The organism is Micromonospora sp. NPDC047527 (genome assembly GCF_040643015.1).
Taxonomy (GTDB): domain Bacteria; phylum Actinomycetota; class Actinomycetes; order Mycobacteriales; family Micromonosporaceae; genus Micromonospora.
Map to the genome: position 1 here is coordinate 261,131 of NZ_JBEYTK010000003.1, position 26,483 is coordinate 287,613.

The 26,483-nt window shown below is 71.3% G+C and carries 24 protein-coding genes; 5 read left to right on the plus strand and 19 right to left on the minus strand.

Going from position 1 to position 26,483, the window contains the following annotated elements:
* The first annotated feature begins 12 nt into the window (after positions 1–12).
* Positions 13–1,107 carry an alpha/beta hydrolase gene (locus tag ABZ808_RS14250; RefSeq protein ID WP_357005468.1) on the plus strand — a complete coding sequence of 365 codons (1,095 nt, stop codon included), beginning with the start codon at positions 13–15 and terminating at the stop codon, positions 1,105–1,107.
* 88 nt (positions 1,108–1,195) lie between these two features.
* On the opposite strand, the gene ABZ808_RS14255 is transcribed toward ABZ808_RS14250, so the two are convergent.
* Together ABZ808_RS14255 and ABZ808_RS14260 are read right to left on the minus strand one after the other, a co-directional pair.
* On the minus strand, positions 1,196–1,831 hold the full coding sequence (locus ABZ808_RS14255; RefSeq protein WP_357006773.1) for an XRE family transcriptional regulator: 636 nt from the start codon (positions 1,829–1,831) through the stop codon (positions 1,196–1,198).
* 234 nt (positions 1,832–2,065) lie between these two features.
* On the minus strand, positions 2,066–4,099 hold the full coding sequence (locus tag ABZ808_RS14260; RefSeq protein ID WP_357005471.1) for a nuclear transport factor 2 family protein: 2,034 nt from the start codon (positions 4,097–4,099) through the stop codon (positions 2,066–2,068).
* Positions 4,100–4,625: 526 nt separating this feature from the next.
* Here ABZ808_RS14260 and ABZ808_RS14265 point away from each other — a divergent pair.
* Positions 4,626–5,018, plus strand: coding sequence for a nuclear transport factor 2 family protein (locus ABZ808_RS14265; RefSeq protein WP_357005474.1), 393 nt, complete (start codon positions 4,626–4,628; stop codon positions 5,016–5,018).
* Between the two features lie 103 nt (positions 5,019–5,121).
* On the opposite strand, the gene ABZ808_RS14270 is transcribed toward ABZ808_RS14265, so the two are convergent.
* Positions 5,122–5,451: a TraR/DksA C4-type zinc finger protein gene (locus ABZ808_RS14270; RefSeq protein ID WP_357005477.1), complete on the minus strand. Its 330-nt coding sequence runs from the start codon at positions 5,449–5,451 to the stop codon at positions 5,122–5,124.
* 1,137 nt (positions 5,452–6,588) lie between these two features.
* Between ABZ808_RS14270 and ABZ808_RS14275 the strand changes: the two genes are divergently transcribed.
* Positions 6,589–8,127, plus strand: coding sequence for a non-reducing end alpha-L-arabinofuranosidase family hydrolase (locus ABZ808_RS14275; protein ID WP_357005480.1), 1,539 nt, complete (start codon positions 6,589–6,591; stop codon positions 8,125–8,127).
* Positions 8,128–8,182: 55 nt separating this feature from the next.
* Here the strand turns inward: ABZ808_RS14275 and ABZ808_RS14280 are convergent, their stop codons facing one another.
* The 11 genes from ABZ808_RS14280 to ABZ808_RS14330 are packed head-to-tail and all read right to left on the minus strand — an operon-like array spanning position 8,183 to position 19,903.
* On the minus strand, positions 8,183–8,932 hold the full coding sequence (locus ABZ808_RS14280; protein ID WP_357005483.1) for an enoyl-CoA hydratase: 750 nt from the start codon (positions 8,930–8,932) through the stop codon (positions 8,183–8,185).
* The gene (locus tag ABZ808_RS14285) at positions 8,929–11,043 is read right to left on the minus strand and encodes an acyl-CoA dehydrogenase family protein (protein ID WP_357005486.1); all 2,115 of its coding nucleotides are present in this window, start codon (positions 11,041–11,043) and stop codon (positions 8,929–8,931) included. Before ABZ808_RS14285 ends, ABZ808_RS14280 begins: the two co-directional genes overlap by 4 nt.
* On the minus strand, positions 11,040–11,768 hold the full coding sequence (locus tag ABZ808_RS14290) for a co-chaperone HscB (protein WP_357005490.1): 729 nt from the start codon (positions 11,766–11,768) through the stop codon (positions 11,040–11,042). The genes ABZ808_RS14285 and ABZ808_RS14290 overlap by 4 nt, the downstream gene beginning before the upstream one ends.
* On the minus strand, positions 11,765–12,568 hold the full coding sequence (locus tag ABZ808_RS14295) for a CoA-transferase (RefSeq protein WP_357005493.1): 804 nt from the start codon (positions 12,566–12,568) through the stop codon (positions 11,765–11,767). Before ABZ808_RS14295 ends, ABZ808_RS14290 begins: the two co-directional genes overlap by 4 nt.
* Positions 12,565–13,380 (minus strand): SDR family oxidoreductase, encoded by an 816-nt coding sequence (locus ABZ808_RS14300; RefSeq protein ID WP_357005496.1) that lies wholly within the window; start codon positions 13,378–13,380, stop codon positions 12,565–12,567. The genes ABZ808_RS14295 and ABZ808_RS14300 overlap by 4 nt, the downstream gene beginning before the upstream one ends.
* Positions 13,377–14,786, minus strand: coding sequence for a 3-hydroxyacyl-CoA dehydrogenase NAD-binding domain-containing protein (locus ABZ808_RS14305; RefSeq protein ID WP_357005499.1), 1,410 nt, complete (start codon positions 14,784–14,786; stop codon positions 13,377–13,379). Before ABZ808_RS14305 ends, ABZ808_RS14300 begins: the two co-directional genes overlap by 4 nt.
* Positions 14,783–15,949: a thiolase family protein gene (locus ABZ808_RS14310; RefSeq protein WP_357005502.1), complete on the minus strand. Its 1,167-nt coding sequence runs from the start codon at positions 15,947–15,949 to the stop codon at positions 14,783–14,785. The genes ABZ808_RS14305 and ABZ808_RS14310 overlap by 4 nt, the downstream gene beginning before the upstream one ends.
* Before the next feature lie 12 nt (positions 15,950–15,961).
* Positions 15,962–17,284 (minus strand): AMP-binding protein, encoded by a 1,323-nt coding sequence (locus ABZ808_RS14315; RefSeq protein WP_357005505.1) that lies wholly within the window; start codon positions 17,282–17,284, stop codon positions 15,962–15,964.
* Positions 17,281–17,922, minus strand: coding sequence for a TetR/AcrR family transcriptional regulator (locus ABZ808_RS14320; RefSeq protein ID WP_357005508.1), 642 nt, complete (start codon positions 17,920–17,922; stop codon positions 17,281–17,283). The genes ABZ808_RS14315 and ABZ808_RS14320 overlap by 4 nt, the downstream gene beginning before the upstream one ends.
* A complete protein-coding gene (locus tag ABZ808_RS14325; protein WP_357005511.1) occupies positions 17,922–18,752 on the minus strand; it encodes a cyclase family protein in 831 nt (276 codons plus the stop codon). Before ABZ808_RS14325 ends, ABZ808_RS14320 begins: the two co-directional genes overlap by 1 nt.
* Positions 18,749–19,903 (minus strand): acyl-CoA dehydrogenase family protein, encoded by a 1,155-nt coding sequence (locus ABZ808_RS14330; RefSeq protein ID WP_357005513.1) that lies wholly within the window; start codon positions 19,901–19,903, stop codon positions 18,749–18,751. The genes ABZ808_RS14325 and ABZ808_RS14330 overlap by 4 nt, the downstream gene beginning before the upstream one ends.
* 284 nt (positions 19,904–20,187) lie before the next feature.
* On the opposite strand from ABZ808_RS14330, the gene ABZ808_RS14335 reads away from it, so the two are divergent.
* Together ABZ808_RS14335 and ABZ808_RS14340 are read left to right on the plus strand one after the other, a co-directional pair.
* Positions 20,188–20,955 carry an enoyl-CoA hydratase-related protein gene (locus tag ABZ808_RS14335; RefSeq protein ID WP_357005516.1) on the plus strand — a complete coding sequence of 256 codons (768 nt, stop codon included), beginning with the start codon at positions 20,188–20,190 and terminating at the stop codon, positions 20,953–20,955.
* Between the two features lie 9 nt (positions 20,956–20,964).
* On the plus strand, positions 20,965–21,594 hold the full coding sequence (locus tag ABZ808_RS14340; RefSeq protein WP_357005518.1) for an enoyl-CoA hydratase-related protein: 630 nt from the start codon (positions 20,965–20,967) through the stop codon (positions 21,592–21,594).
* 71 nt (positions 21,595–21,665) lie between these two features.
* On the opposite strand, the gene ABZ808_RS14345 is transcribed toward ABZ808_RS14340, so the two are convergent.
* Genes ABZ808_RS14345 through ABZ808_RS14365 form a run of 5 tightly spaced genes read right to left on the minus strand, consistent with a single transcriptional unit; the run spans position 21,666 to position 26,483 of the window.
* Positions 21,666–22,085 (minus strand): heme-binding protein, encoded by a 420-nt coding sequence (locus tag ABZ808_RS14345; protein ID WP_357005521.1) that lies wholly within the window; start codon positions 22,083–22,085, stop codon positions 21,666–21,668.
* A 34-nt stretch (positions 22,086–22,119) separates the two neighbouring features.
* Complete coding sequence (locus ABZ808_RS14350; RefSeq protein WP_357005523.1) at positions 22,120–23,325, minus strand: CaiB/BaiF CoA-transferase family protein; 1,206 nt, start codon at positions 23,323–23,325, stop codon at positions 22,120–22,122.
* Positions 23,326–23,370: 45 nt separating this feature from the next.
* Positions 23,371–24,390 (minus strand): ABC transporter permease, encoded by a 1,020-nt coding sequence (locus ABZ808_RS14355; protein ID WP_357005526.1) that lies wholly within the window; start codon positions 24,388–24,390, stop codon positions 23,371–23,373.
* Positions 24,387–25,334, minus strand: a complete 948-nt coding sequence (locus ABZ808_RS14360) for an ABC transporter permease (protein WP_357005528.1) — start codon at positions 25,332–25,334, stop codon at positions 24,387–24,389. Before ABZ808_RS14360 ends, ABZ808_RS14355 begins: the two co-directional genes overlap by 4 nt.
* A 39-nt stretch (positions 25,335–25,373) precedes the next feature.
* Positions 25,374–26,483 carry a substrate-binding domain-containing protein gene (locus tag ABZ808_RS14365; protein WP_357005531.1) on the minus strand — a complete coding sequence of 370 codons (1,110 nt, stop codon included), beginning with the start codon at positions 26,481–26,483 and terminating at the stop codon, positions 25,374–25,376.

A 26,483-nucleotide genomic window follows, 5' to 3' on the forward strand; every position in this document is an offset into this window, starting at 1 on the left:
AAGGGGTCCGCCGTGGAGGTTGTCGTCGTGGTCGGCCCGGAGCTGGTGGCCGACAACGCGCTGCTGGCGTCGCTCACCGCCGCCACCTGCGCCGAACTCGGTGTCACAGGCCGGTTCGTCACCGCCACCTCGGCCGGTGAGATCCGGTCCCTGCTCGCTGCGGCGGACCCGCCGGCGGTGGTGTTGCCCGGCCCGACGCCCGAGGCACGTGCCCTCATCGGCGCCCGGCCGCAGCACGTGGTCTGGTACGACCCGACGGTCGAACCGCCGGTCCCCGGCGCGGTCCACCTGGCCGGCCGGGGACTGTGGGGCGTGGCGTGGGCCATTCGGCACGCCGTGCACCGCCTGCGCTCACCCGCCACGCGGATCGCCTACGGCCCGCACCCGGACCAGTGGGGTGACCTGCGGCTGCCGTCCTCCCCGCAGGCCGGTGCGGCGCCGGTCGCGGTGCTGCTGCACGGCGGGTTCTGGCGATCCGCCTGGGGTGCGGACCTGATGGACGCCGTCGCCGTCGACCTGGCCCGACGGGGGTACGCGTCCTGGAACCTGGAGTACCGGCGTCCGGACCGGCACGGTTGGGACGCCACCACGGGCGACGTGGCGGCCGGCGTCGCCGCGCTTCGGGACCTCGCCGGCGACCGACCGCTGGACGCGGAGCGGGTCGTGATCCTGGGTCACTCGGCCGGCGGGCAGCTCGCCCTGCGGGTCGCGGCGGACCTGGCGGCGGGGGAGCGCGCTCCCGTCTCCGTCGCACTGGCGGTGTCGCTGGCCGGGGTTCTCGACCTCACCGAGGGCGAGCGGCGCAACCTCGGCGACGGCGCCGTCGCCGAGGCCCTGGGCGGCTCGCCGATCACGGCCCTGCGGCGGTACGCCGAGAGCGACCCGATGCTCCGGCTGCCCGTGGGGGTGCCGGCCCTCCTCGTGCAGGGGACGGACGACAGCCTGGACCTCGTCGACACGAACCGGCGGTACGCCGTGGCGGCCCGCGACGCGGGGGACGACGTCCAGCACCTCGAACAGCCGGGGGACCACTTCGCGGTGATCGACCCGGACGCGGCCATCTGGCAGGCCACGATGAGCGCCGTGGACGGCCGCGTCGCTCGGTGACGCCTGCCCCTACTCGGGTGCTTCACGAAATTGTCCCTGTGTTCACGTGTGTGAACACAGGGACAATTTTCCGCCAGTGGGATTGGCGTCAGAACAGCCGGGGCGTGACGACCGAGACCACGGTCGTCACCGAGTCGGTGTCGTTGTACATCTGGTGCGGTACCGACGACCGCAGGTGCACGCTGTCCCCCGGGCGCAGCCGGTGCTCGACGCCCTCGACCTCGTAGAGCAACTCGCCGGAGATGACGTAGGCGAACTCCTCGCCGCTGTGGCCGTACGCGTTCTCCCGCCGCCCGCCGGGGGCGATGTGCACCATCATCGGCTCGAGCACCAGCTCCGGCCCCCGGTCGGAGAGCATGCGGTAGGTCTGCTGCCCGGAGACGTACTGCGTGGTCGCCGTCTCTGCCCTGGTGAGCGTGAAATGCCGGGGAAGCGTGGAGACGGTGCTGTCGGGGGAGCTGGTGCCGGAATCGAAGAAGTCCGCCACCGAGTGGTCGAGCGCCTTGGCGACGCTGCCGAGCGCGGTCAGGCCGATGGAGGAGATGCCGCGCTCGACCTGGGACAGGAAGCCGATCGACAGCCCGGCGCGCGAGGCGAGGCCGCGCAGGGTGAGCCCACGCTCCTTGCGGTACCGCCGTATGCGAGCGCCAACCACACCGGCCGGGGTGCTCTCCTCCGAAGGGCCACCAGGGCCGGCCTGCTCCGACGGCGGCTGACTGTTCATGGACCGCACGAGGACCTCCTGTCGAGGTGGCGGGAAGTCCGCCCGGATGTTCGATGGTATCGAACATCCCGACGGGCGCGCGAGGGGCGCACCCGAAACGCTCTTGTCAACCGCGCCGGCGGTGACTCCATTCCTGCCGGCGGTGCACCGACAGAAGCGCCCCTCCCGATCGGTTCGATCGGGAGGGGCGCCTCGTCAACGGCTCAGCGTGAGGGCTGCGCCGTCAGGGCCGAATCAGCCCACCTCCAAGCCGTCGACCTGGGGACCGGTCGGCGGCAACTGATAGCCGTGCCGCGTCATGCTCCAGTCCGGCCGCACCTCGCAGGGAGCACAGTCGTACCAGAAGTTGGCGGGCGTGCGACCGGTCACCGGGTTGCGGTAGTGGAACCACATCGGCACGATGTCCGGCCACTGGATGTACCCGGGGCTGCCGCCACGGAAGCCCCTGGACCGCTCGCCGAGCGCGCTGTGCAGGACGTCCGGCGGGAAGATGTTCACGAGGTTGCTCGGCGCCGGATCGGGCAGGCTCGGATCGCGCGGCACCGCGTCACCCCAGCCCCGGGCCCAGTTGGCCGACTGCCAGTAGAACTCGTCGATGTCCAGGCTCCAGATCCGCCAGATCCCGTCCTCAAGAACGAACTGGTCGTTGTACATCGCGCCGTTGATGTACCCGGCGTTGTTGGTCGACGCGTTCACGTGCATCAGCCGGGCCCGGACCGACGTCGAGCGACCGTCGTGCGACACGTCGATCACCGGCTGCGGTCGCCAGTGCAGCACGAGGAAGGACTTCGTCGTCGGCGGCGTGGTGTTGCCGTACGTCGCGACCACCGAGCCGAGGATGCGTTCGCGCGTGCCGTTCCAGCCGGCGAACGGCGACAGCTTGTGGCCCTCCACCGCGTGCACTGCCGCCATCTCCTGCCAACGGCTGTCGTCGATGTAGTAGCTGTACGCCGCCGAGACGTTCTCGGACCCGTCGTACGCGACCGAACGGCTCAGCCTCCGTTGCAGGTCGGCGAGATCGTGCTTGGGACCCTTCGGGCCGCCGGCTGCCTTGCCGGGCTTGGATGCCGGCGTGCGGCCGGCGACGTCGAGGAACTTCGGCGCCTTCACGGATGCGACCGGGCCGGTCCCGCCGTCGCCCCAACCCGTGCCGTAGGGCGCGGTGATCAGGGGCGTCAGGTGCATCTCCTTGAGCTTCCACAGCCCGCCCTGCTTGACGAAGCGGTTCGTGAAGACGGAGAACTGCCAGGAGGCGCCGCTCGCGTCGTTGAGCATGCCGACCTCGATGCCGCGCGTGGTCGCCTTGGTGCCGTTCTTGTCGACGTCGACGATCGTGTCGAAAAGTGGCCGGTCGTTGAGGATGCCCTGCGTCAGGCCCTCCGGGCCCATGCGCTCCATCGCCTGGCGTACGCCGTTGGCGTTGCGGAAGACACCCACACCGTCGATGGTGACCTTCGCGCCGTTGGCGAAGAGGTCGACCACGTCGGTCCACATCCGGCGGTCCACGTAGTAGCCGTACGAGTGCTGGAGATTGCGCACCGAGTCCTCGTCGTTGAGGGCGTCGATGCGGTCGGCCAGTTCCTTCGCGTTGAACCCGGCCTTGGGCGCCGTCCCGGTCGGCGCGGGGATCGGCACGCCGGCGACGTCGGGCGTGAAGTGGTAGGGGACCACCGGCACCGGCTGCCGGTTGATCGTCCGGAATCCGGTCGCGTAGTCGCCCTCGTAGAGCGGGTAGTAGCGCAGCAGCGAGATCTTCCACTCGCCCTTTTCGAGCACGTACTCGTTCTGGTAGATGCCGCCGTCGATGCGGGCCGCGCCGGCCCCGTCGCCCAGGAAGCGGATCCCGGACCACCGGCCCTTCGCGGTGCGACCGTCGGCCGAGAGGTTGACCAGTGGTTGGTCGATCACCGTGGTGTGGAGCGCACCCGGCGTGGCGCCGTTCATCGCCCCGGCCTCGGTGGCGAGCCATCCCTTGATGGCCTGGTGGCCCGTCACGACCTGGTTGCCCCAGTGCAGCGTGCCGTTCCCACTGAACAGCTTCGCCATGTCTGTCCAGCGCCCGAACTGGGCCAGGTGGGCGTAGGAGCGCTGCACGTCCTTGACCTCGCGCAGCGATTCGACCCGCTCGACGTCCCGCGCGAGCGAGTCGAGGCTCACCGGGGCGTTGCTGTTCGCTGATGCCTGCGGTGCCCGCACGGCGACGTTCACGCTGGCCGCCAGCAACAGCCCTGTCGCTGCTGCCGTCAGCCGCCTTGTCAGAGGTTTCATGGTCACATCCCTATCCGTGCTGCCGCGCGGAATCCCACGCGGTCGGGGTGGGGGGACATTTGGCATCGCCAATCCAGGACGGAGGGCGATGCCGTGAAACGTACGCGACATGTTCATGCAACGCAACGGACAAACCGGCTAGTGAACTTTATGCGTGGTGGATCGCCGCCGATCTGGCTGAGCTGGGCTGGTTTTCGTGCGTTTGCCCGAAGTGTGTAGGTAGACAATCGTCAGGTCGCGGGATGCCAGCTCCATCCCGAATTGCTATGCGAACATTCGGTTCGTTTTCCGCACTAGCCGAATGATGATCGCGGAAACTCGGCGGCGGAGAGGCACCTCGCCGGCCGGCAGCGTCGTCCGCGCGGATCGGGACGAGACCGCCGAGATCATGGCCGGATGGCCCGACCCGGATCCTCCGTTGTGGACTGAGGCCGCACGCTCGCGGTGCCGTCCACGAGCTGGGTCGGCCACAGCGCCACCGCTGTTTGGCCGGTGTCGCCGCCCGCCGAATGGCAAGGTTATGTCCATGAACAGGATGGACGTTGCCGAATGGATCGCGAGCTACGAGAGGGTGTGGCGGACGCCGGGTACGGACGCGTTGGTCACGCTCTTCACCGAGGATGCGCGCTACCAGCAGGGCCCGTACTGGACACCCGTCGTCGGCCTACCGGCGATCGCCCGGATGTGGGAAAAGCAGCGCCAAGGCCCCGACGAGGCGTTCCAGATGACCACGGAGATCGTCGCGGTCGACGGCGACACGGCGGTGTCGCGCCAGGAGGTCCGCTACGGCGACCCGGTCGACCAGGAGTACCGCGACCTGTGGGTCATGCGATTCGCCGACGACGGGCGATGCCGGTCGTTCGAGGAGTGGCCTTTCTGGCCGGGACAGCAGCCGGCCAACTCCCCGGACGGGTCGTGACCGAGGCCCTCGCCACGGTCACCTGACGGCATCACCATCGCTCAGCGGCCTCGCGCCGCGGGTGTGTGGCTGCCGTGCTGTGGCACGGCAGCCACTTCGGGCGTCACCCCTTGTGCTTCTCCTGGCACGGCACGCAGAAGCGAGCGTGCGGGAGAATCTCGAGCCGCTCTGGCGGGATGGACCTGTGGCACTTCTCGCAGGCGCCGTAGGTGCCGTCGGAGATCCGGCCCAGCGCGCCGGTGATGTGCTCGATGTTGCGGCGGGTGGCCGACAGCAGCGCGGCGTTGTGGTGGGCCTCGCTGGGGTCGCCGGTGTCCGCGCTGAGTTCGGTCAGTTCTCGCAGCCGCGCCGTCTGCGTGGCGAAGTCGTCGGCCAGGGACGATCGCAGATCAGCCAGCCAACTGCTGTCGACAGGACGATGGTCGATGCTCATGGTCTGCCCTTCGAAATGGTCCGGGTAAAGAAAAAAGGGCCGAAGCTTGGATAGCTTCGCCCTGGCGGTCGTTTTGGATGCAACGATTCCGCGGGAGGGCCTCGGCCGCTTCGCTTCGGGCTGGGCAGCCCCTGTGTGAGCGCGATGTGCGGCGCGCGGACAACCGGCACCCGCATCCACGCCATCCGGCGCGCCGCCGTCGTCACGCGGGCAGCGCCGAGTGCCGTCACCTCAGTGACGGTAGGCGTGCGCAACGTGACCAGCGGCATGCATCCACCATAGGTTGATGTCTGCGCTAAAGCCAGCGTCCCTGGGCGGACGGTCAGCGCAATGGCGCGACCCCGGCGCGCTGGTCGTCGACGGCGGGCGTCACGGTTGCCCTGTTCGGCGGCCAGTGCGAGGTGAGCGCCACCGTCGCCGGGATCTACCCATTCGCCCGACGTCGCCGATTCAGCGACGGCGGCACGGTCGTCCTCGTCCCCTGAGCGCGGCCCGATGGCCGGTCCTCGTGAGATCCGGTCACCCCGGCCCACCGCGGACCAGGGTGACCGGCGCTACCCGAAAGAACGTACGGTCGCGTCGACTCGTCAATTTCCGAGCCGATCTGAATGCCTTCTCAGTGGCTCATTCCCGCCATTCCTCCGGGGTCGCGCGAGGCGTTGAGCGCACAATGACCAAGCGCCCGCGACGGCCGGCAGGTGGACGGCGGGCGTTCCTGAACGGATCCGCCGGGCGGGCAGACCGGGGTGGGTCCGGATGATCAAGTGATGCGCGGGCGTCGATGTTAGCGCCAACCAGAGTCGTCTCCAGGCTGCCCAGCTCTGGCTCGCTCCGGTGAGGTCTGCGGGGGTCGGTGAGGGGCGGTCATCCCAGGGGGCGGCCGTCCGTCGTGGCCTGATGATTCCGGAACGTTACGACTTGACGAACGGCATGTTATCGCTCACAGTCGATGTCCAAGGACGACGATACCTCTGGCTTACCGGGCGAGCCTGCATCGTCGATCTCGATTCAGGCGTGCGCCAGGAACTGCAGACGTCTTGTAACCACTCATGTTCTCGACTCATGCGTCCGGCCACGCGTCGCGGTGCGCCCATCCTCGGGCAGACCGTTCGGCTCTTGGTCATGTGGAGGAGGATCATGTCTGCCTTTGGTAGGGCTCCATCGATCGCGCCACCGGCGCGGCGGCGCAGATGGTTGCCGCGCTTGCTCACCGCCGGCGTGGCGGCGGTTCTGGTCGGTGGTGCCGCGGCGGCGGTGGTGTCGTCACCCGCTGCTGCGGCGACGGTCGACACGAGCGCGTGGTACGTGTTGGTCAACCGCAACAGCGGCAAGGCCCTGGACGTGTACAACCTGGCGACGAATGACGGTGCGCGCATCACGCAGTGGGCGCGGAACAACGGCAACCAGCAGCAGTGGCAGTTCGTGGACTCCGGCGGTGGCTACTACCGGCTGAAGTCGCGGCTGTCCGGCAAGGTGCTGGATGTCTACAACTTCTCGACCGCCAACGGCGGCAGCATCGTGCAGTGGACCGACCTCAACGGGTCCAACCAGCAGTTCCGGCTGGCCGACTCGGACAGCGGCTACGTCCGCTTGATCAACCGCAACAGCAACAGGGTGGTGGAGGTGCAGGGCGCCTCGACCGCCGACGGTGGAAACATCGTGCAGTACGACGACTGGAACGGCGCCAACCAGCAGTGGCAGCTCGTCCGCGTCGATGGCGGGGGCAACCCCACCACGCCGCCGCCGACGACTCCGCCGCCGGGCGGCACCTGTAACCTTCCGTCGACGTACCGATGGTCGTCGACGGGTGTGTTGGCGAACCCGCGGTCGGGGTGGGCGTCGTTGAAGGACTTCACGGTCGCTCCGTACAACGGTCGGCAGTTGGTCTACGCCACCACGCACGATTTCGGGTCGAGTTGGGGTTCGATGAACTTCAGCCTTTTCACGAACTATTCGGAGATGGCGTCGGCGTCGCAGAACGCGATGTCGTCGGCGACGGTGGCGCCGTCGTTGTTCTACTTCGCGCCGCGCAACATCTGGGTGTTGGCGTATCAGTGGGGTCCGACGGCGTTCTCCTACCGGACCTCTACTGACCCGACGAACCCGAATGGTTGGTCGTCGGCGCAGCCGCTGTTCACCGGGAGCATCTCCGGCTCGGGCACGGGGCCGATCGATCAGGCGGTCATCGGTGACGGCACGAACATGTACCTGTTCTTCGCCGGGGACAACGGCAAGATCTATCGGGCGAGCATGCCGATTGGGAACTTCCCGGGCAGCTTCGGCAGCAATTACACGACGATCATGAGCGACTCGACGAACAACCTGTTCGAGGCCGTGCAGGTCTACAAGCTTCAGGGTCAGAGTCGGTATCTGATGATCGTCGAGGCGATCGGGTCGCAGGGCCGCTACTTCCGGTCGTTCACGGCCACCAGCCTGGGTGGGTCCTGGACCCCGCAGGCCGCGACGGAGAGCAACCCGTTCGCGGGTAAGGCCAACAGTGGCGCGACGTGGACCAACGACATCAGCCACGGCGAGTTGCTGCGCACCAACGCCGATCAGACGATGACGGTGGACCCGTGCAACCTGCAACTGCTCTACCAGGGGCGTTCGCCCAACTCGGGCGGCGACTACGGTCTGCTGCCCTACCGCCCCGGCCTGCTCACCCTGCAACGCTGAACGGGCGCGACGAAACGGGCGGGCTCGGTGCCACACCGAGCCCGCCCCCTCGTGGTCAGCGGCGGAACTTCGCGACCGCCTCCTGGATCGCCGGGCCGGTCGCCGAGGACGCCTGTGCCCACGCCTCGAACTCCAGGCTGGCCGCGAAGTCGGACCGGTCGGCGGTGCGTACCGACGTCTTGATGTCGCGGGCCAGCGCCGGGTCGAGCGCGGCCCAGCGCTCCGCGCGCTCGTGCGCGGCCGCGACCGGGTCGTCGGCGAGGGTCGCGGCGAGCCCGATCCGTACCGCCTCGGTGCCGTCCACGGCGCCGCCGTCGAGCAGCATCTGCAGGGCCCGTTCCGGGCCGAGTGCCCTGGTGAGGAACCAGGTGCAGCCGCCGCCGGGGTGCAGGCCGATCTTCGTGAACGACGCGACCAACTTCGCCTTCGGGCCGACGATGCGGGTGTCGCAGGCCATCGCCAGGTTCAGGCCGGCGCCGACCGCCGGCCCCTGCACCGCCGCGATGGTGGGGATCGGCAGCTCTCGGACCCGCAGGAAGCTGTCGTAGATGCGGTGCAGGTCGGCACGGATCTCCTGCACCGACCGGCCCGCCTCGCCGAACATGGCGGGCAGGTCGGCGCCGGAGCAGAACGCCGTCCCCGCACCGGTGATGACCAGCGTGCGAGCATGCCGATCGGCGGCCACCTCGGTCACCGCGTCGCGCAGCGCGTCACGCATCTCGGTGTCGATGGCGTTGCGCCGGTCCGGATCGTTCAGCGTGAGCGTCCAACGTCCGTCCGCGTTGTGCAGGTCAACCTTGCTCACGACGAAACCTCCTGAGTGGTGAGCCAGGACCAGACGCCCGCGCTGCCGAGCGGCACCAGCGCCGCCCCGAGCGTCTCGGCCCACGACTGTTGGGTGCCATTCTCGTCACGCCAGGACCAGAGTCGGCGGGTGGACAGGTGCAGCGGGTGCTCGCGGGTGACGCCCATGGCCCCGTGCAGTTGGTGCGCGCCCCGCGCCACGATCGTGGCGGCCCGGCCGGCGAGAACCCGGGCGGTGGCCACGTTCAGCGGGTCCGGGTCGGCGAGGGCTGCCGTCAGCGCGGTGCGGGCCAGCATGGTGTGTGACGTCATCTGCGCCAGGGTCTGCCCGACGGCCTGGAACGCCAGCAGCGGACGGCCGAACTGCTCCCGGGTCGTCACGTGCTGCCGGGTGTGCTCCACGGCCGCCTCCAGCGCGCCGACGAGCGCCGCCGCCGTCAGCAGCGCCGCCTCCGCGCGGACCGTCCGTGCCGGCGCCGCCCCGGTCAGTCGCATGTCGTCGGTGACCACCACGTCGAACTCGACATCGTCGCGGGGCTCGGCGGCCAGGTTCCGGCCGGGTGTGACGCGGACCCCGGGGTGGTCGGCGGGAACGGCGAACGCGTCGTCCTGCGCGTACACCACCAGGGTTCGTGCCTGGCTGGCCCACGACACTCGGGTCGCGGTTCCGCGCAGCCGGCCGCCGGCCAGGTCGAGCCCGGCGCCGACGACCACGGTGGCGACGCCATCCGGGAGGCCGCGACCGGCCGCGGCGAGCTGCCGTCCGGCCAGCGCGGTCTCGGCCAGGGGCAGGGAGACGGCGTTGCGTCCCAGGCCCTGCGCGAGCGCCGCCAGGTCGGTGAGCGTGCCACCCGAGCCGCCGGCCGCCTCCGGCACGGAGACGCCCGCCCAGCCCAGCTCGCGCACGGTCGACCAGAGCGCGGGCACGCCGTCCGGGTCACCACCGTGCCCGCCCAGCACGTCGTCGGCCAGCTCACGCAGGTCGTCACCGTCACGGCTCGCGGGCCGCGCGACGCTCTTGGCGATGATGGTGCGCAGCACCTCGGTGGTGCCGCCACGAATCGAGAAGCCGGGCGCGGCCAGCAGCCCCTGGGCGAGCAGCCCGGCCGGGCCGTCGCCGTCGGGGTCGGGCTCCGCGTCGAGGACCGTGCGGGCGATCTCGTTGACCTCCCGTTCGAACTCGGTGCCCAGGTCCTTGAGCACCGCGGCGGCGTGCACCGGAGCCTGCCCGGCGTCGAGGTCACCGGCGATGCGCCAGACCAGCCCGCGCAGCCCGGCCAGCCGGGCGAGCGCCTCGCCCAGTGCGACGTCCGCGCCCCGCCGGGTGGCGCAGGCGTCGATCGTGGCGGCCAGCAGCGGGTACGTGCTGAGCACCCGTTCCATCCCGCCGCGCTCGAAGGAGAGCTGCTCGGTGACCTGCTTCCAGCCGTTGCCGACCGTGCCCAGCACGTGGTCGCCGGGCACGTACACGTCGTCGAAGACGACCTCGTTGAAGTGGTGCTCGCCGCGCAGGTCGATGATCGGCCGGACGGTGACACCGGCCGCCGCCATGTCCACGATCAGCTCGCTCAGACCGTCGTGCTTACCGGCGTCGGTGTCGGTGCGGCACAACACGTACGCGTGCGTCGCGCGGTGCGCGTGGCTGGTCCAGATCTTGCCGCCGGTGAGCCGCCAGCCCTCGCCGTCCGGGCGGGCGGTGGTGCGTACCGAGGCGAGGTCGCTGCCGGATTCGGTCTCGCTCATGCCGAGGCAGAACGTCACCTCACCGCCGGCGATCCCCGGCAGGTACCGGCTGCGCAGCGCGGGCGAGCCGTACCGCAGGATGGCCGGGCCGATCTGCCGGTCCGCGATCCAGTGCGCGGCGACCGGGGCGCCGGCCCGCAGCAGCTCCTCGGTGACCACCAGCCGGTCCCGGTTCGAGCGGGCCTGCCCGCCATACTCGCGCGGCCAGGTGATGCCGATCCAGCCCCGGGCCGCCAGATCCCGGCTGAAGTCGGCGTCGTACGACCGCAGCCACGCGTCGCAGACGGCGCTGAACCGGCCGTCGTCGTGCCACGCCCGCACCAGCTCACGCACCTGCCGGCGCAGCTCACCCAGATCGTTGCCAGTCATCGGTTGTCCGTCTCCTTCGCCACTGAGTAGCCGCGCTCGGCGGCCCTGCGCAGCACATCGGTGGCCGCGGCGCGCTCGTCGGCGGTGACGGCCGTGCGGGTCACCGCGCCGTCCGTGGGCACGCCGAGCCCGGCCAGGTGGGCGCGGAACGCCGCGCCGTCCGCGGTGATCTCTTCGAGCCGGGGGTCGGCGCCGAGCCGGACGACGCCCCACCGGGTGTGCAGCCGGACCAGCGCGTCCGGTGCGGGCGCGGCGGTCACGTGCTCGACGGCCCGCACGATCCGGCGCAGGTCCCGCGCGCCGTGCAGCAGCACGAGTTCCCGCGCGACCGCCGCGATGTCGGCGGCCCCGCCGCCGCCCGGCAGTCGCACCGTGGGTCGCTCCCGTGGCCCCACGTAGGACGAGTTGATCCGGCCGCGCAGGTCGACGTTGCTGGCGTCGAGCACCACCCGGTCGAACCGGGGGCCCATCGCCAGCAGCACGTCCGCCGTGCTGCCCAGCCAGCCGAACCCGTTGGCGTACGCCGGGTAGTCGGTGGTGCTGGTCGGCACGTCCGCGCCGGGCAGGTGGACGCTGGCCCCCGCCTCGAAGACCTGGGTGAACGGTTCGCCGTCGAGCGCGTACGCGCACTGCCCGGCGAGCACCGGCCAGTGGAAGCCGGTGAACACCCAGCCGCCGCGTCGGAACTCGCGTGCCGCCCGGGCCAGGAAATCCACCGTCGTCACGGGGTGAACACCTCCTCGGTCAGCCACTGTCCGAAACCCTCCACCGTGGCCGACCGGCGTGAGTACCGCTCGTACGCCTCGACGTCGCGCGGGTAGCGGCCGGCCGCCCCGTCCGGGTGGACCGCGCCGGGTGACTCGACGAGCGCGTCGACGAGCAGGCCGGGGATGCTGATCCCGGCGGCGCGTACCGTCTCGGCGTCGGTGACCTGCTCGGCGACGAGCACGGTCCGCCGGGCCGCCTGGGCGGCGACGAGCACCTCGCCCAGCGGGCCGCGGAGCACCCCGTTGCCGTCCGAGTCGGCCAGGTCCACGTGCACGAACGCGACGTCCGGCCGCTCGGCGCGTACCACCCGGGCCGATCCGAACTCGGACTCCACGGCGGACAGCCGGCCACCGCTCCAGTCCTCGTCGAGGTAGCCGGTGCCCGGCACGTCCGGCACCGGCATGAACGGCACCCGCCAGGCGCCGGCCGTGAGGGCGGCGGTGAGCAGCCCGAGGCTCAGCTCGTGCAGCTCGACGGTGGTGTCACCGGCCTGCGCGGCGCGCCGGAAGTTCCAGGCCGGCGCCGGGCCGACCGGGCTCCAGCAGTGGCCATAGGTGGCCGAGCGCAACACGCCCGCGCCGAGCAACTGGTCCATCAGCAGCCCACCGGAGGCGATCACCGCGTGCACGTCGTGTGCCCGCTGACGGATCATCTCGTGGCCCACGCTGAACAGTTGCGCGCCGAAGTTGCCCAGGTAGACCCGCTGGCCGGGGCGGACGTACTCGGCCACGGCGGCGGCGAGGGTGCGGCCCTTCACCGGTACGCCTCCGGCAGCATGTGCAGGCCGGCGCCGAGGTGCGCGCCGCCGTCGATCTGGATGAGCTGGCCGGTCATCATGGCGGCGGCAGGGCTGGCCAGGAACGCCACCAGTTCGGCCACCTCGTCGGCGCGGGTGGGTCGGCGCAGCGGGGTGCCCCGGTCCACCAGGTTGTCCAGGACGTGCCGCGACCCCTCGTCGTCGAGCGCGGCGGTGAGGACCGTGCCCGGCCCGAGGCAGTTGAGCCGGATCCCGTCGACGGCCCACTCCAGAGCCAGGGTGCGGGTCAGCCCGAGCACCCCGGCGCGGGCCGCGATGGAATGCGCCATGCCCTGCCCGCCGCGCTCCACCCCGGACAGCGACAGGTTGACGACGCTGCCGCCGGCCCGCTTCAGGTACGGGTACGCGGCCCGGGTCAGGTGGAAGACGCTGGTCAGGTTGAGGTCGAGGACCGCCGCCCAGCCGCCCGCCGAGATCTGGGTCGCGGGCGCGAAGAACTGCCCTCCAGCGTTGTTCACCAGCAGGTCGATGCCCCGCCGCCCGCCCACCTCGGCGAGCGTGGCGGCGGCCCGGTCGTGGTCGCGGACGTCGCAGACGGCGTACTCGTAGTGGCCGTCGCCGGTGGCCAGCGCGGCGGTGCCGGCGAGCGTGTCGGCGTGCCGGCCGAGCCCGGTGACGCCGGCCCCCAACTCGACCAGGCGGACGGCGACCGCCCGGCCGATGCCGCTGCCGGCACCGGTGACGACCGCGTGGTGGCCGGCGAGGGCGCCCTCGCGCAGCACTGTCGCGTCGGCGGTTCGGGTCGCGGTCATCGGGTGGCCCTCGCCTCGCCGAGCGCGCGACGGCGCAGCATCTGCGCCGGCCGGTAGCGCGGGTCGCCGAACGCCCCGGTCATCGACAGCAGGGCCTGGTGCACCGCCACCGCGCCGGCCGAACCGAGGGTCTCGAACGGCCCGCGCGGGTGGTTCATCGCCAGCCGTAGCGCGACGTCGACGTCGTCGGCGGTCGCGGTGCCCTCCTCGACGACCGTGACCGCCTCGTTGACCATGCAGTAGGCGAGCCGGTCGACGATCAGGCCGGGCAGCGCCGGCACCCGGACCGAGGGCGCCTGGAGGTGGTCCAGCAACTCGTCGACGAACCCGGGTACGGCGACCCGGGCGGTGGTGTCCTCGACGACCTCCGCGAACGCGGCGCCGTCGGTGCGCTGGTGCAGCCGGACCCAACCGACGCCGTCGGGCAGCACCGGCAGCCAGCCGCCGTCGGAGCTGTCCAGCACCACGTTCCCCCGCTCCGCCAGCCGGCCCAGCTCGGCCACCAGCGCGGGGGTGGGCGCGCCGCAGCTGACCACCCGTACCGTCGATTCGCCGGCCGGTCCCGGCCGCCGCACCACGCGGGAGTTGGCGTCCCGGGGCGACTCGGTGGCGTAGTCGTAGAAGCCGCGCCCGGCGGCCTTGCCGGTCATGCCACCGCGGACCAGGCCACGGACCTGGGGGATGGGCCGGTAACGCGGGTCGCCGAACTCGCGCAGCGCGGTCTCCGAGGACGCCAGGTGGGTGTGCAGGCCAGTGAAGTCGAGCAGTTGCAGCGGCCCCATCGGGTGGCCGAGCCCGCCTCGGGCGGCCGCGTCCACCACGGCCGGCTCGACACCCTGCGCGGCGAGGAGTTGCGCCTCGTAGTACAGCGGCCGGCAGACCCGGTTGACGATGAAGTTCGGCGAGTCCCGGCAGAGCACGGCGGTCTTGCCCAGGGACTCCACCAGGGACATCGATCGCTTGACGGTGGCGTCGCTGGTGGCCGCGCCGACGATCACCTCGACCAGGCGCATCCTGGTGGGCGGGTTGAAGAAGTGCAGCCCGATCAGGCGCTCCGGCGCGCCGAACGCCCGGCCCATCTCGTTGACACTCAGCGACGAGGTGTTGGACGCGACGAGCAGGTCCGGTCCACCGGCGGCGGCGACGCGGGCGAGCAGGTCGCGCTTCGCGTCCATGTTCTCGACGATCGCCTCGATCAGCACGTCGGCGTCCACGAGCGCCGCCTCGACGTCGGAGGCGGCCGTGATGTCGCCGGTGCCGCCGTCGGCGCGGATCCGCTCCAGACCGGTGTGGCCCAACTCGGCGGTGGCGTCCACGACCCGTACGGTGTGGCCGGCCCCGGCGAGGACCTGCGCGATGCCCCGGCCCATCGGGCCGAGGCCGACGACGACGGCGACGGCGATCACCGGGTCACCCGCTCGATCACCGCGGCGATGCCCTGCCCGCCGCCGACGCAGAGGCTCGCCACGCCGTACCGGCCGTCGCGGCGGGCGAGTTCGTGCAGCAGCGAGACGACCAGCCGGGTGCCGCTCTGGCCGGTGGGGTGGCCGAGGGCGATCCCCCCGCCGTTGACGTTCACCCGCTCCTCGTCCAGGCCCAGCGCCCGTACGTTCTGCACGATCTGCGCCGCGAACGCCTCGTTGATCTCGAACAGGTCGACGTCGCCGACGGTCAGCCCGGCGCGCTTGAGGGCCAGCGGGATCGCCGCCGTGGGTCCGATGCCCATCATCGTGGGGTCCACGCCGACTGCCGCGAAGCCGACGATCCGGCCCAGCGGCGTCAGCCCGTGCCGCCGCACCGCGTCGCCGCTGGCCACCACGACCGCGGCGGCGCCGTCGGCCATCTGGCTGGCGTTGCCCGCCGTGACCGTGCCACCGTCGGTGAAGGACGGCGTGAGCCGGGCCAGCCGCTCCGGGGTGCTGTCGGCGCGGACCGTCTCGTCGCGCTCCAACTCCGCGAGCGCCACCACCTCGTCGGCCATCGTGCCGGACTCCCAGGCCCGGACCAGCCGCTGGTGGCTGCGCGCCGACCAGGCGTCCTGGTCGGCGCGGGAGATGCCGAACTCGCGGGCCACCTTCTCGGCGGTCTCGCCCATGTTCATCCCGCAGATCGGGTCGGTGCCGCCGTCGCGCCAACCGTCCTGCAACAGGATGTCGCCGCGCCGTACGCCCTCCCAGCGCAGGTGGTACGGGGCGATGTACGGCATCGTGCTCATGCTCTCCGCGGCCACCGTCAACGCCACGTCGGCCTCGCCGGTCAGCACCGACTGGTGGGCGAGTTGGATCGCCTTGAGCCCGGAGGCGCAGGCCATGTTGATGGTCTGCGCCGGCACGGGCACCGGAACGCCGGCTGCGAGCGAGATCTGCCGGCCCGGGTTGGGGCCGTTGCCCGCCTGGCGGCAGTTGGACACCACCGTCTCGTCCACCGCGTCCGCGGCGACACCGGCCCGCTCCAGCGCGGCGGCGCCGGCCAACCCGCCCAGCCGCACCACCCGCACGTCGCGCAGCGAACCGCCGTACCGGCCGTGCGGCGTACGCACGGCACCGACCAGAAATGCTTCCCTACCCATGGACGGAACCTCTCAGTCGGCGCGGACGACGCGCTTGCTCTTGTGGGTGCTGCGGGGCAGCGTCCCCTCCGGGACGGTCTCCACGACGGCGCGCACGGTCAGCGCGGCGCGGAGGGCGTGCGCCAGCTCCCCGGCGAGGTCCGGGCTGTCGCCGGTCACCTCGACGCGCACCTTGATGCCGGTGAGGTAGCCGGTCACCGGGTCGGTGACGTCGTCGTCCAGCACGATCAGGTATTCGCCAGCGGCGCCGGGGGTGCCGCGAACCACCTGCTCGACGGCGGACGGGAACAGGTTCACCCCGCGCACGACGAGCATGTCGTCCGCGCGGCCGACGACGCCGCCGGGCAGTCGGGCGAGGGTGCGCCCGCACGGGCACGCGGTGCTGTCCCGGACCACGATGTCGCCGGTCGCCCAACGGACCAGCGGGCTCGCCCGCTTGTCCAGGTGGGTGAGCACCAGCAGGCCGGGGGTGCCGTCGGGCACCGGTTCGTGCGTCTGCGGGTCGAGCACCTCTGCGTACGCGAAATCCTCTGCCAGATGGCCGCCGGCCTGCTCCTCGCACTCCCAGGCGATCGGCTGGAACTCCAGGCTGCCGTAGCCGTCGAAGCACTTCGCGCCCCAGCGCTGCTCGATGTACGCGCGGGTGGCCGGCACCCCGGCGCCCGGCTCGCCGCCGACCTGGATCCGTCGGACCGGCGAGTCGCACAGCGGGGTTCCGGCGCGCTCGGCGGTCTCGGCGAGGTGCAGCATGAACGACGGCGTGCCGCCGACGGCTGTCGTCCCGTACCGGAAGATCGTGTCGATCTGGCGCTGGGTGTCGCTGGAGCCGCCAGGCAGCAGCGTCACGCCGATCCGCTGGTAGCCCGCCGTCACGCCGAGCCCGCCGACGAACCACGCGAAGCTGAACAGGCACTGGTACACGTCGGTGTCCCGGACGCCCTGGCTGTACGCCGACCGGGCGTACAGGTCGGCCCAGCGGTCCAGGTCGTACGCGCTCCACAGCACCGGGGTGGGGCTGGACGTGGTGCCGGAGGAGAAGTGCACCCGGCGGCGGTCCGCGACGGGCGCCGCGACGGCGCTGCCCCACGGCGGGTTGGCGGCCAGGTCGGCCACGTAGTCGGCCTTGCCCACCAGCGGCAGACGGCGCAGGTCGGACAGCTCACGCACGTCGCCGGGGTGGAAGCCGAGGCTGTCCCACCTGGCCCGGTAGAAGTCGCTGTTCGCGTACACATAGGACAGTTGTGTCCGTAGCTGGGTGAGCTGGTACGCGGCGAGTCGCTCGCGGGGCCACGTCTCGGCCTCGTGCCAGTAGCGCTCTGAGAACGGCGTGGTCATCGCGGGCTCCTTCGCAGTCCGCCGAGGATGAAGTCGGCGTACTCGTCCGCGACGCGTTGGCGGGTGTTGTAGTCACCGCGTTGCGGGTCGTACCAGAGGCTGATCCAGTTGAGGGCGCCGAGCAGGGGCTTGGTGGCCAGCCGGCTGTCGACGTCGCGGAACACCCCGGCCTGCCGGCCCTCGTCGATGACGTCGGCGAAGAGCTGCTCGTAGCGGTCACGCATGGCGACCACGGTCTCCAGGGCCTGCTGCTGGGCGGGCGCCTCGCCGAGCCGGCGCATCTCGACGGCGCGCATGGCGACCCGCTGGAACGAGTTGCGGGTCATCATCAGCCCGGCGTGGTGGTGCGCCATCCGCCAGAGCCGGGTGGCGGGGTCCAGGCCGGTGTTGCCGGCGATGGGCTGCACCCCGTCGATCAGCTCCTGCATGCCGGTGGTGACGATGTCGAGGAAGACGTCAGCCTTGGCCCGGTAGTAGTGGTAGACGCGACCCTTGGTGGCACCCATCTCGCGGGCGATGTCGTCGATGGTGGTGGCGGTGTAGCCACCACGGGTGAAGGCGGTCGCCGCCGCCTCCAGGATGTCGCGCCGGCCGGGCGCCGGGGGCCGGGTGACCGGCTCGTTGTCGTCGGCGGTCATCAGGTGGGCTCCGACTCGGTGGCCTGCGGTGCGATGGCGAGGGGGCGGATCGGCGAGCCGGTGCCACCCCGGATCGACAGCGGGGTGGCGACGAAGAAGAAGTCCCAGACCCGCTCGACGGCCAGTGGCGCGAGGTTCATCGCCTCCATGATCAGCACGCCGTTGTCGACCAGCAGGTGGCAGTGCACCGCGAGGGCGGGGCTGGGCATGTGCTCGAACGCGATGGTGTCCGCCCCCGCCGCGACCACACCGTGGTCGGTGAGCCAGCGCGCCCCGCTGAGGTCGACGCCCGGTGCGCCGGTGTTGACGCCGAGGTAGGCGGCGTTGTCGGTCCACTTCTCGTCCCAGCCGGTACGCACCAGCACGACATCGCCGGGGCGGGGCCGGGGTCGGCTGGCGAACCAGCTCTCGAACAGGTCCGCCCCGACGGAGTCGGCGGGGGTCAGCGGCCGGTCGAGCGCGACTGTCGCGTCCACCAGGTGCCCCGGGGCCAACAGCGGCGGCAGTTCGTGCACGGACACGTCCCGCACGCCGTCGGCGTAGGACTGGTTGGCGGTGACGTCCACGCCGCCGTAGACCTTGCCGAGCCGGGAGACGTGCGCGAGGCCGTCGACGTGGGTGCCCACGTGCCCACCCGTGGTGATCATCTCGGCCGCCGCCGACACGCCGTCCGGATACATCACCTCGCCGTGCCGCTTGGTGAGGGTGAAGCTGTACGGCGGGTGGTTCGGGTGGTGCGGGATGCCGGTGTACATCTGCTGTGCCAGGTCGAACACCCGCGCGTCGGTGAACGACGGCCAGTCGACGGTCAGTCGCCAGGACGCGCTCACGCCGCCACCGACGCCTTGATCGCCCGGCCCAGCACCAGTCGCTGGATCTCGGAGGTGCCCTCGTAGATCTCCAGGATCCGCTGGTCCCGGTAGAGCCGCTCGGCGGGGCACGGCTTGCAGAAGCCGTCGCCGCCGAACACCTGCACCGCCGTGTCCACCGACCGGTGCGCGACCTCGCTGGCGTACAGCTTGGCCATCGCGCCGAGGGTGCTGACGTCGCCGCCCTCCTGGTGCACCCGGGCGGCCTCGAAGGTGATCATCCGGGCGGCGGTGATGCCGGTGGCCACGTCCGCCAGGGGGAACGAGATGCCCTGGTTGTCGATGATCGGCCGGCCGAAGGTCTCCCGCCGGGTCGCCTCCCGGGACGCGACGTCGAAGCCGGCCAGCGCGACACCGAGGGACTGCGCCGCGACGCTGATCCGCCCGGCGGAGAGGGTCTGCATGGCCAGCCGCATGCCACGGTTGAGGTCGCCCAGCAGATCGTTGTCCGGCACCCAGGTGTCCAGTTTGAGGTTGCTGGTGAGCGTCCCACGGATGCCCATCTTGTCCTCGTACCGGTCGATGGTGACGCCGTCGGCGTCCTTGTCCACCAGGAACGCGGTGATGCCTCGGGTGCCCGCCTGCGGGTCGGTCAGCGCGAAGACCACGTAGTACTGCGACGCGCCGCCGTTGCCGATGTAGATCTTCTCGCCGCGGATGCGCCAGCCCGCGCCCTCCCGCTCGGCCGTGGTGCGGATCCGGGCGGCGTCGCTGCCGGCGCCCTCCTCGGTCAGCGCGAAGCTGATCGCCGCGCCCTTCGCCAGCCCGCCCAGGTAGCGCTCGCGCTGCTCGGCCGTGCCGGCAAGCGTCAGCGGAGTGGCGCCGAGGGCGTACGCGGTGAGGATCGCACCGGTGGACGGGCAGGCCCTGGAGACCTCCTCGATGACCGCGCAGGTGGTCACGAACGAGGCGCCCTGCCCACCGTGCTCCTTGTCGACGAGAAGTCCGGCGAGGCCCTGCTCCACCAGCACCCGCACGCTCTCCCACGGGTAGCGCTGCTCGCGGTCGAGCTCCTCGACGAGCGGCACGAAGTCGCGTGCCGCCACGTCCCGGGCGAGGTCGCGCCAGTGGCGGCCCTCGTCGTCCAGGCGTGGCTCCCAGATCACGGACACGTGGTGCCTCCCAAGTCTGTCGTGCGGCCCCGGCCTGTCTCCGCGCCCCGAAACGCCGCGGTGCTCGACGGCCGCCACCGGTGCGGCGGTCTGCTCGGCTGGTCGTCCCGCTCCATACTGCCGAGTATGTCGAGATGCTAAACGGACTCCAGGCGATCATGTCAAGAGCATCCCAGATGCTCTTCACCCTTGTAGGGGCACGTCACGTGCGCAGATCATCGAATTCTTGACGACATACCGGCGAGTATGTTCTGCTGCTGGCCCAGATGACAGGGAGGTGATCCGTGGAGCCCGTCAGCTACACGGTGAGCGGCGTGGTCGCGGTCGCCACGATCGATCGGCCCGAGGCGCGCAACGCCCTCAGCACCGATGTCCTGCACGGCCTCGCCGCCGCGATGGACAAGGCAGAGGCCGACCCGCAGGTCCGCGCGCTGGTGCTGACCGGCGGCCCGCGACTGTTCGCCTCCGGCGCCGACATCCGCGAACTGCGCCGCACGTCGCCCGCCGACTACCTGCTCTCCGAACGACTGGAGTGCTGGAATCGGTTCGCCCGCTTCGGTAAACCGGCCGTCGCCGCGGTGGCCGGCTACGTCCTGGGCGGCGGATGCGAACTCGCCCTGACGTGTGACCTCATCGTCGCGGCCGACTCGGCCGTGCTCGGCCAGCCCGAGATCAATCTCGGCATCATCCCGGGCGCCGGCGGGACCCAACGCTGGGCCCGGGTTGCCGGCCGGTTCCGCGCCGCCGAGCTGGTCCTCGGCGGTGGCCTCGTGGACGCCTGGACCGCGCAGCGGATGGGCCTGGTCAACCAGGTCGTGCCGGCCGAACGGGTGGTCGAGGCCGGCATCGCGCTGGCCGGCTCGGTGGCCGCCCGCAGTCCGATCGCGACCCGGCTGGGCAAGCAGGCGCTGCGCGCGTCCGAGGAGATCGGCCTGACCGCCGGCCTGGCGCACGAGCGGTCGCTGCTGCTGACCCTGCTGTCCACCGACGACCACATCGAGGGCATCGACGCGTTCCTGGAGAAGCGTCCCGCCCACTTCACCGGCCGATAGGAGAGGCACGTGGTGCAGGTATACGAGGCCGGCGACCCCGGTGCCGGCGAACGACTCGGCCCGGCCGCCCGCGCCACCCTGGCCGACGCCCTCAAGCGGCACGCCCGCACGCCGGGGCAGCCGCTGCTGATCCGCGTCGAGGGCGATGCCTGGTGCCACGAACCCGACGACCTGACCCAGCCGGTGGTACGCGGGCAACTGCACGAACTCGTGCTGCGGGTGCACGCCGCGCCCGGGCCGGTCATCGTCCAGCTGGCCGGCGCCGTACGCGGCCTCGGGCTCGGCCTGGCGCTCGCCGCGGACCTGCGGGTCGCGGCGCCCACGGCGAGCTTCGCCGTCGGTTCGCCCGCCGCGTTCCTGGCCGGCGGCGTCGGGCAACTGCTCGCCGGCGTGGTGGGCACCGGGGTGCTGGCGCAGATGGCCTGGACCGGCGCCACACTGACCGCCGACGAGGCGCTGCACCGGGGCATGGTCGGGTCGGTGACGACCGACCCGCAGGCCGGTGCCGCGCTGGCCGCCCAGGTGGCCACGATCGGCGCCGGTACCGCGTCGGCACTCGCCCGCGCGCTGCGCGGCCGCGACCGGCCGGACCTGACCGCCGCGCTGGACTACGAGTCCTGGTTGGCCGGCGTCGAGTGATCCGGCACGAGGCCGGGGACCGGACGTCCCCGACCTCGTGCCGCAGCGTCCGGCGGCGCCGGACGCTGGGATCACGCCACCGCCTCCAGACCGGCGCGCGCGACCTCCATGTCCTGGCTGTAGTGCCCGCCGCTCACGCCGATGCCACCGATGACCGCGCCGTCCTCGGTGACCGGGAAGCCGCCGCCGAAGACGACCAGCCGGTCGATGCCGGCGGTCGCGCCCGTGGCCAGCGGACCGTCGTCCTTGATGAAGTCGTACCAGCCGTCGGTCGGCATGCCGAAGCCCGCCGCCGTGTACGCCTTGTCCTGCGCGACCTGCACCGACAGGAGCGCGGCGCCGTCCATCCGGGCGAACGCCTTCAGCACGCCGCTCTCGTCCACGACGGCGATGACACACGGAAGCCCGATCTGCTCCGCCTTGGCGATCGCGGCGCCGACGATCCGCTGGGCGGCGTCGACCGTGATCGAGTTCTTCTTGAAGTTGTTCATCAAGGTTCCTTTCTCTGGGAGGGGGTACGGGAAGTCAGACGACTCCGGCGGCACGCAGGCGAGAGATCGCCTCGCCGTCGAATCCGGCGATGTCGCGGAGCACCTCGTCGGTGTGCTGGCCGAGCTCGGGCCCGACGCCGCGCACCCCGCCGGGCGTCGCGGTCAGCTTCGGCACGACGTTCTGCATGGGGAACTCGCCGAAGTCGGGGTGGTCCAGGCGGACGATCGCTTCACGGGCGAGGTAGTGCGGGTCGGACAGCATCTCCTTCGCCGTGAAGATCCGGCCGGCGGGCACTCCGTTGGCGTGCAGCAACTCCAGCAGCTCGTCCGCGGTGAACCCGACGGTCCACGCCGCGATCAGCTCGTCAAGCTCGCGCTGGTGACGGCCGCGCTCGGTGTGGGTGGCGAAGCGCGGGTCGGTTGCCAGCTCTGGCTGGACCATGGCCTCGGCCAGCCGCCGGAACACGGTGTCCTGGTTGGCCGCGATCACCACCATGTCGCCGCCGGACGTGACGTACACGTTGCTGGGCGCGATGTTCGGCAGGATCGACCCGGTGCGTTCGCGGATGTAACCGCCGAGCGCGTACTCCGGCACCAGCGACTCCATCAGCGCGAGCACGGACTCGTAGATGGCGCTGTCGACGATCTGCCCCCGGCCGGTCGCCTCGGCGACCCGCAGCGCGCCCATCGCGCCGACCGCCGCGAAGGTGCCGGCGAGCGAGTCGCCGAGGCTGATGCCTACCCGGCTGGGCAGCGACTCGGGGTCGCCGGTGGTGTAGCGGATGCCGCCCATCGCCTCGCCGATGGACCCGTAGCCGGCCCGCCCGGCGTACGGCCCGGACTGGCCGTACGCCGACACGCGCACGATCACGAGCCGTGGGTTGATCTCCCACAGGACGTCCGGGCCGACACCCCACCGCTCCAGCGTTCCGGGCCGGAAGTTCTCGACGAAGACGTCGGAGTCGGCCACCAACCGGCGTAGCACCTCCTGCCCCTCGGGCACCCGGAGGTTGAGGGTGACCGAGCGCTTGTTGCGCCCGACCACCGGGAACCAGAGCGACTTGCCGTACGGGCGCTCGCGCCCCCACTCACGCATCGGGTCGCCCTTGCCCGGCTCCTCCAGTTTGATCACATCGGCGCCGAGGTCACCGAGGATCTGACCGCAGAACGGGCCAGCCAGCAACACCCCGGCTTCGATCACGCGTAAGCCGGACAGCGGACCGCGGGCATAGTCGTTCATGTCGTCCCTGTTCTCTCGTGGTTCGTCTCGTACGTGTGCGGTGACTCAAGCCGCCATGGCCCGCGGCTGCGCCTCGGGCTCGGGCTCGGGCTCCGGGGAGCGCCGCTCCATACGTTGGCGGATCCAACCGAGCGACACCGCGCCCAGCAGCGTGAGACCGAGCAGGATGTCGCCGAGTGGCAGCGGCATCCCGCGCAGCCGGAAGATGTTCAGCACGATGCTCAGCGAGAGCAGGCTCAGGAAGGCCGTCATCGGGCTTCCGTGCCCGCCACCGGCCAGCCGGAAGCCGGCAATCAGGAGCGCTCCGTAGACGTACAGCTCGGTTCCCTCGCCGAGGGTGATCGCCGAGGCGCCGGTGCGCATCACCTGGATGCAGCCGGCGACCGCCGCGGCCGTGCTGGTCAGCACGAACAGGCCGAGTTGGATCCGGGGTGCCCGGATGCCCGCCCGGGTGGCGACGACCTCGTCGCCGCCGGATGCGCGCAGGTGGTTACCCCAGCGGGACCGGCGCAGCATCGCGCTGCTGGCGAGCGCGAGCCCCAGCACGATCAGGATGGCTACCGGCAGCGGGCCGATGGTCGTCTTGAGCATGGTGCTGAGGTCCGGGGTGTACGCGGCCACCGAGCTGCCGTCGCTGAGCACCTTCGCCAGGCCGCGGGCGGCGACCAGCATGCCCAGCGTGGCGATCAGCGGCCAGACGCCGAAGATCAGCGCGAGGCTGCCGTTGGCCAGACCGGCCAGCAGGCCGACACCGAGGGCGGCCAGAACCCCGATCTGCCAGGATCCCGAGTTGGTGTAGACGGTGGCGTAGACGACCGCGCCGAGGCCCAGCACCGATCCCACACTCAGGTCGGCCACGCCACCGGTCATCGCCAGGCTCGCGGCGAGCAGGATGATCGCCGGGGCGAGCATGTCGCCGAGCATGCTGGAGACGTTGGCGCGGGACAGGAAATCGGGCGCGACGCTCACCGCGGTGACCACGGCGATCACGAACAGCAGCACGCTTGGGGTGGACGGACGCTTCAGCAGGAGAGCCCATCCGGCCTCCGGACGGGTGGTCCTCATCTCGCACTCCTCACGGAATTGACGGCGAGCGCGACGGCGAGCACGAGGCCCTCGATGACGGGCTGCCAACTGGAGGAGACCCCCCAGGTGACGATGGCGGTGGGAAGCGTGCTGAGCAGGAGCAGAGCGGCGAGGACGCCGACGAAGTTGCCCCGACCGCCGGTGAGCGCCATGCCGCCCAGCAACAGGATCGAGATCACCCGGAACTCGGTCCCCGGCGTCAGGGTGGACTGGACGATGTCGCCCTGGGAGGCGAGGACCAGACCGGCGACGCCGGCGATCAGGCCGCAGAACACGAGCGCTCCGGCCTGGATCCGGCCGGGTCGCAACCCGCGGACGAGGGCGGCCTGCTGGTTGCCGCCGACCGCGACGATGTGTCGGCCGAGGCGGGTCCGGTCGACGACGAACCAGGCGACGACGAGCAGCACGATCATGATCCAGAAGACCCGGGGTACGCCGAACACGTCGCCCGAGATGTGCTGGCGAAGGAAGCTGCTGCGCGGAATCGGCACGAACTCGATGAACAGCCGGGTGGTTCCGCTGACCAGGAACATCGTCCCGAGGGTGGCGACGATGGGGTGGATCTTCACCGTCACGATCAGGGTCGCGTTCAGCGCGCCGATCAGCGTGCCGAACACCAGGACCGCCGCCAGCACCACGACGAACGGCATGCCGTCGGTGAGCAGTTGGGCGGCGATCAGCGCCGCCGCGACCGCGGTCACGCCGACGGACAGGTCGAACTCGGCGCCGCTGAGCATGACCACGCTGACGCCGACGACCAGGATGCCGACGAACGCCATGTTGAAGGCGACGGCGATGACGGTCTGGTGGGACAGGAACGCCGACGATTTCAGGGCGGTGGCCAGCACCAGCGCCAGCCACAGGGCCGCCAGGGCGAGTGTGGAGCCGTGCCGGCGGAGCACGGAGAATCCCGTGCTCCGCACGACGGCTGCCTCCGGGGCAGTCACAGACATGTCAGTTGCTCACCCGTCGAGTCCGTACGTCTCGGTACCCGTCGGGCAGTACTGCTCGGCGGCGGACTTCTTCGGGGCGTCGTTCGCGTAGAGGGCGGTGATCCGGTCCTGCAACGGGGGGATGGACGACACGGCGTCCTTCGGGAACGCGCAGACCGGGTTGAACAGGGCCTTCGGGTCCTTCGGGGAGTCGACCACGGGGATCTTCTCGCCGGTGACCATCCGGTCGAGGATCGTGTAGATCTGCTTTGCGTAACCCTCGTACCAGAAGGCCGTCGATCCGCCGAGTCCGGGCGTGTCGACGCCGAACAACATGAGGTCCGCGCCGAGACCGTATCCGTACACGTCACCGGCACGGCTGAGCTGCTCGGCGGCGTTGATGGTGCCGATGATCATGTTGTCGTTGCCGCCGAGCGCGAGGATCTTCTTCGCGTTGGGCTTGGACACCAGGATGTCCCGCGCGACGCCCTGGGCGCCGTCCGGGGTGGTCGGCGAGTTGCGTCGGGTGATGGCGTCACCCAGGTTCGGGCACACCTCGTTGAGGCCCTTGAGGATGCCCTCGGTACGCAGCAGCGCCACGTCGCCCGACTCCTCGTTCTCCAGGAGGGTGACGAGGTCCGGCTTGCAGTCCCACTTCTCCTTCGCGTACGTCCCGCCGGCCCGGCCGGACAGCCGCCCGGACTCGACGTTGTTGATCCCGAAGAAGTGGGCGCCCGGGTGGGCGATGTCGATGGCGATGACCGGGACGCCGGCCTTGTTGAAGATGTCCATGATCTGCGGGCCGACCTTGCCGTCGCCCTGGAACTCGACGACGTGGGTGACACCGCGGGAGACCATGGTCTCCGCGTTCGCGACCGCTGTCGGACCGTCCCGGTCGTTGTTGAGGACGAGAATCTCCCATCCCCGCTTCTCGGCCTCCTTGCGCATGCCGACGTCGATGGCCTTGAGGACGGGGCTGGCCGGCTCCGCGAAGTTGGCGAAGCCGATCCGGACGTCCTTGGCTTCCAGGGCCTTGCCCTCGGTCGGGGTCGACGAGGTCGCCCCCTCGGTCGAACAGGCTGCCGCCGACATGCCCAGCGCGAGTACGAGCGCCGCGCCGGCGAAGGATCTCAATCTCAC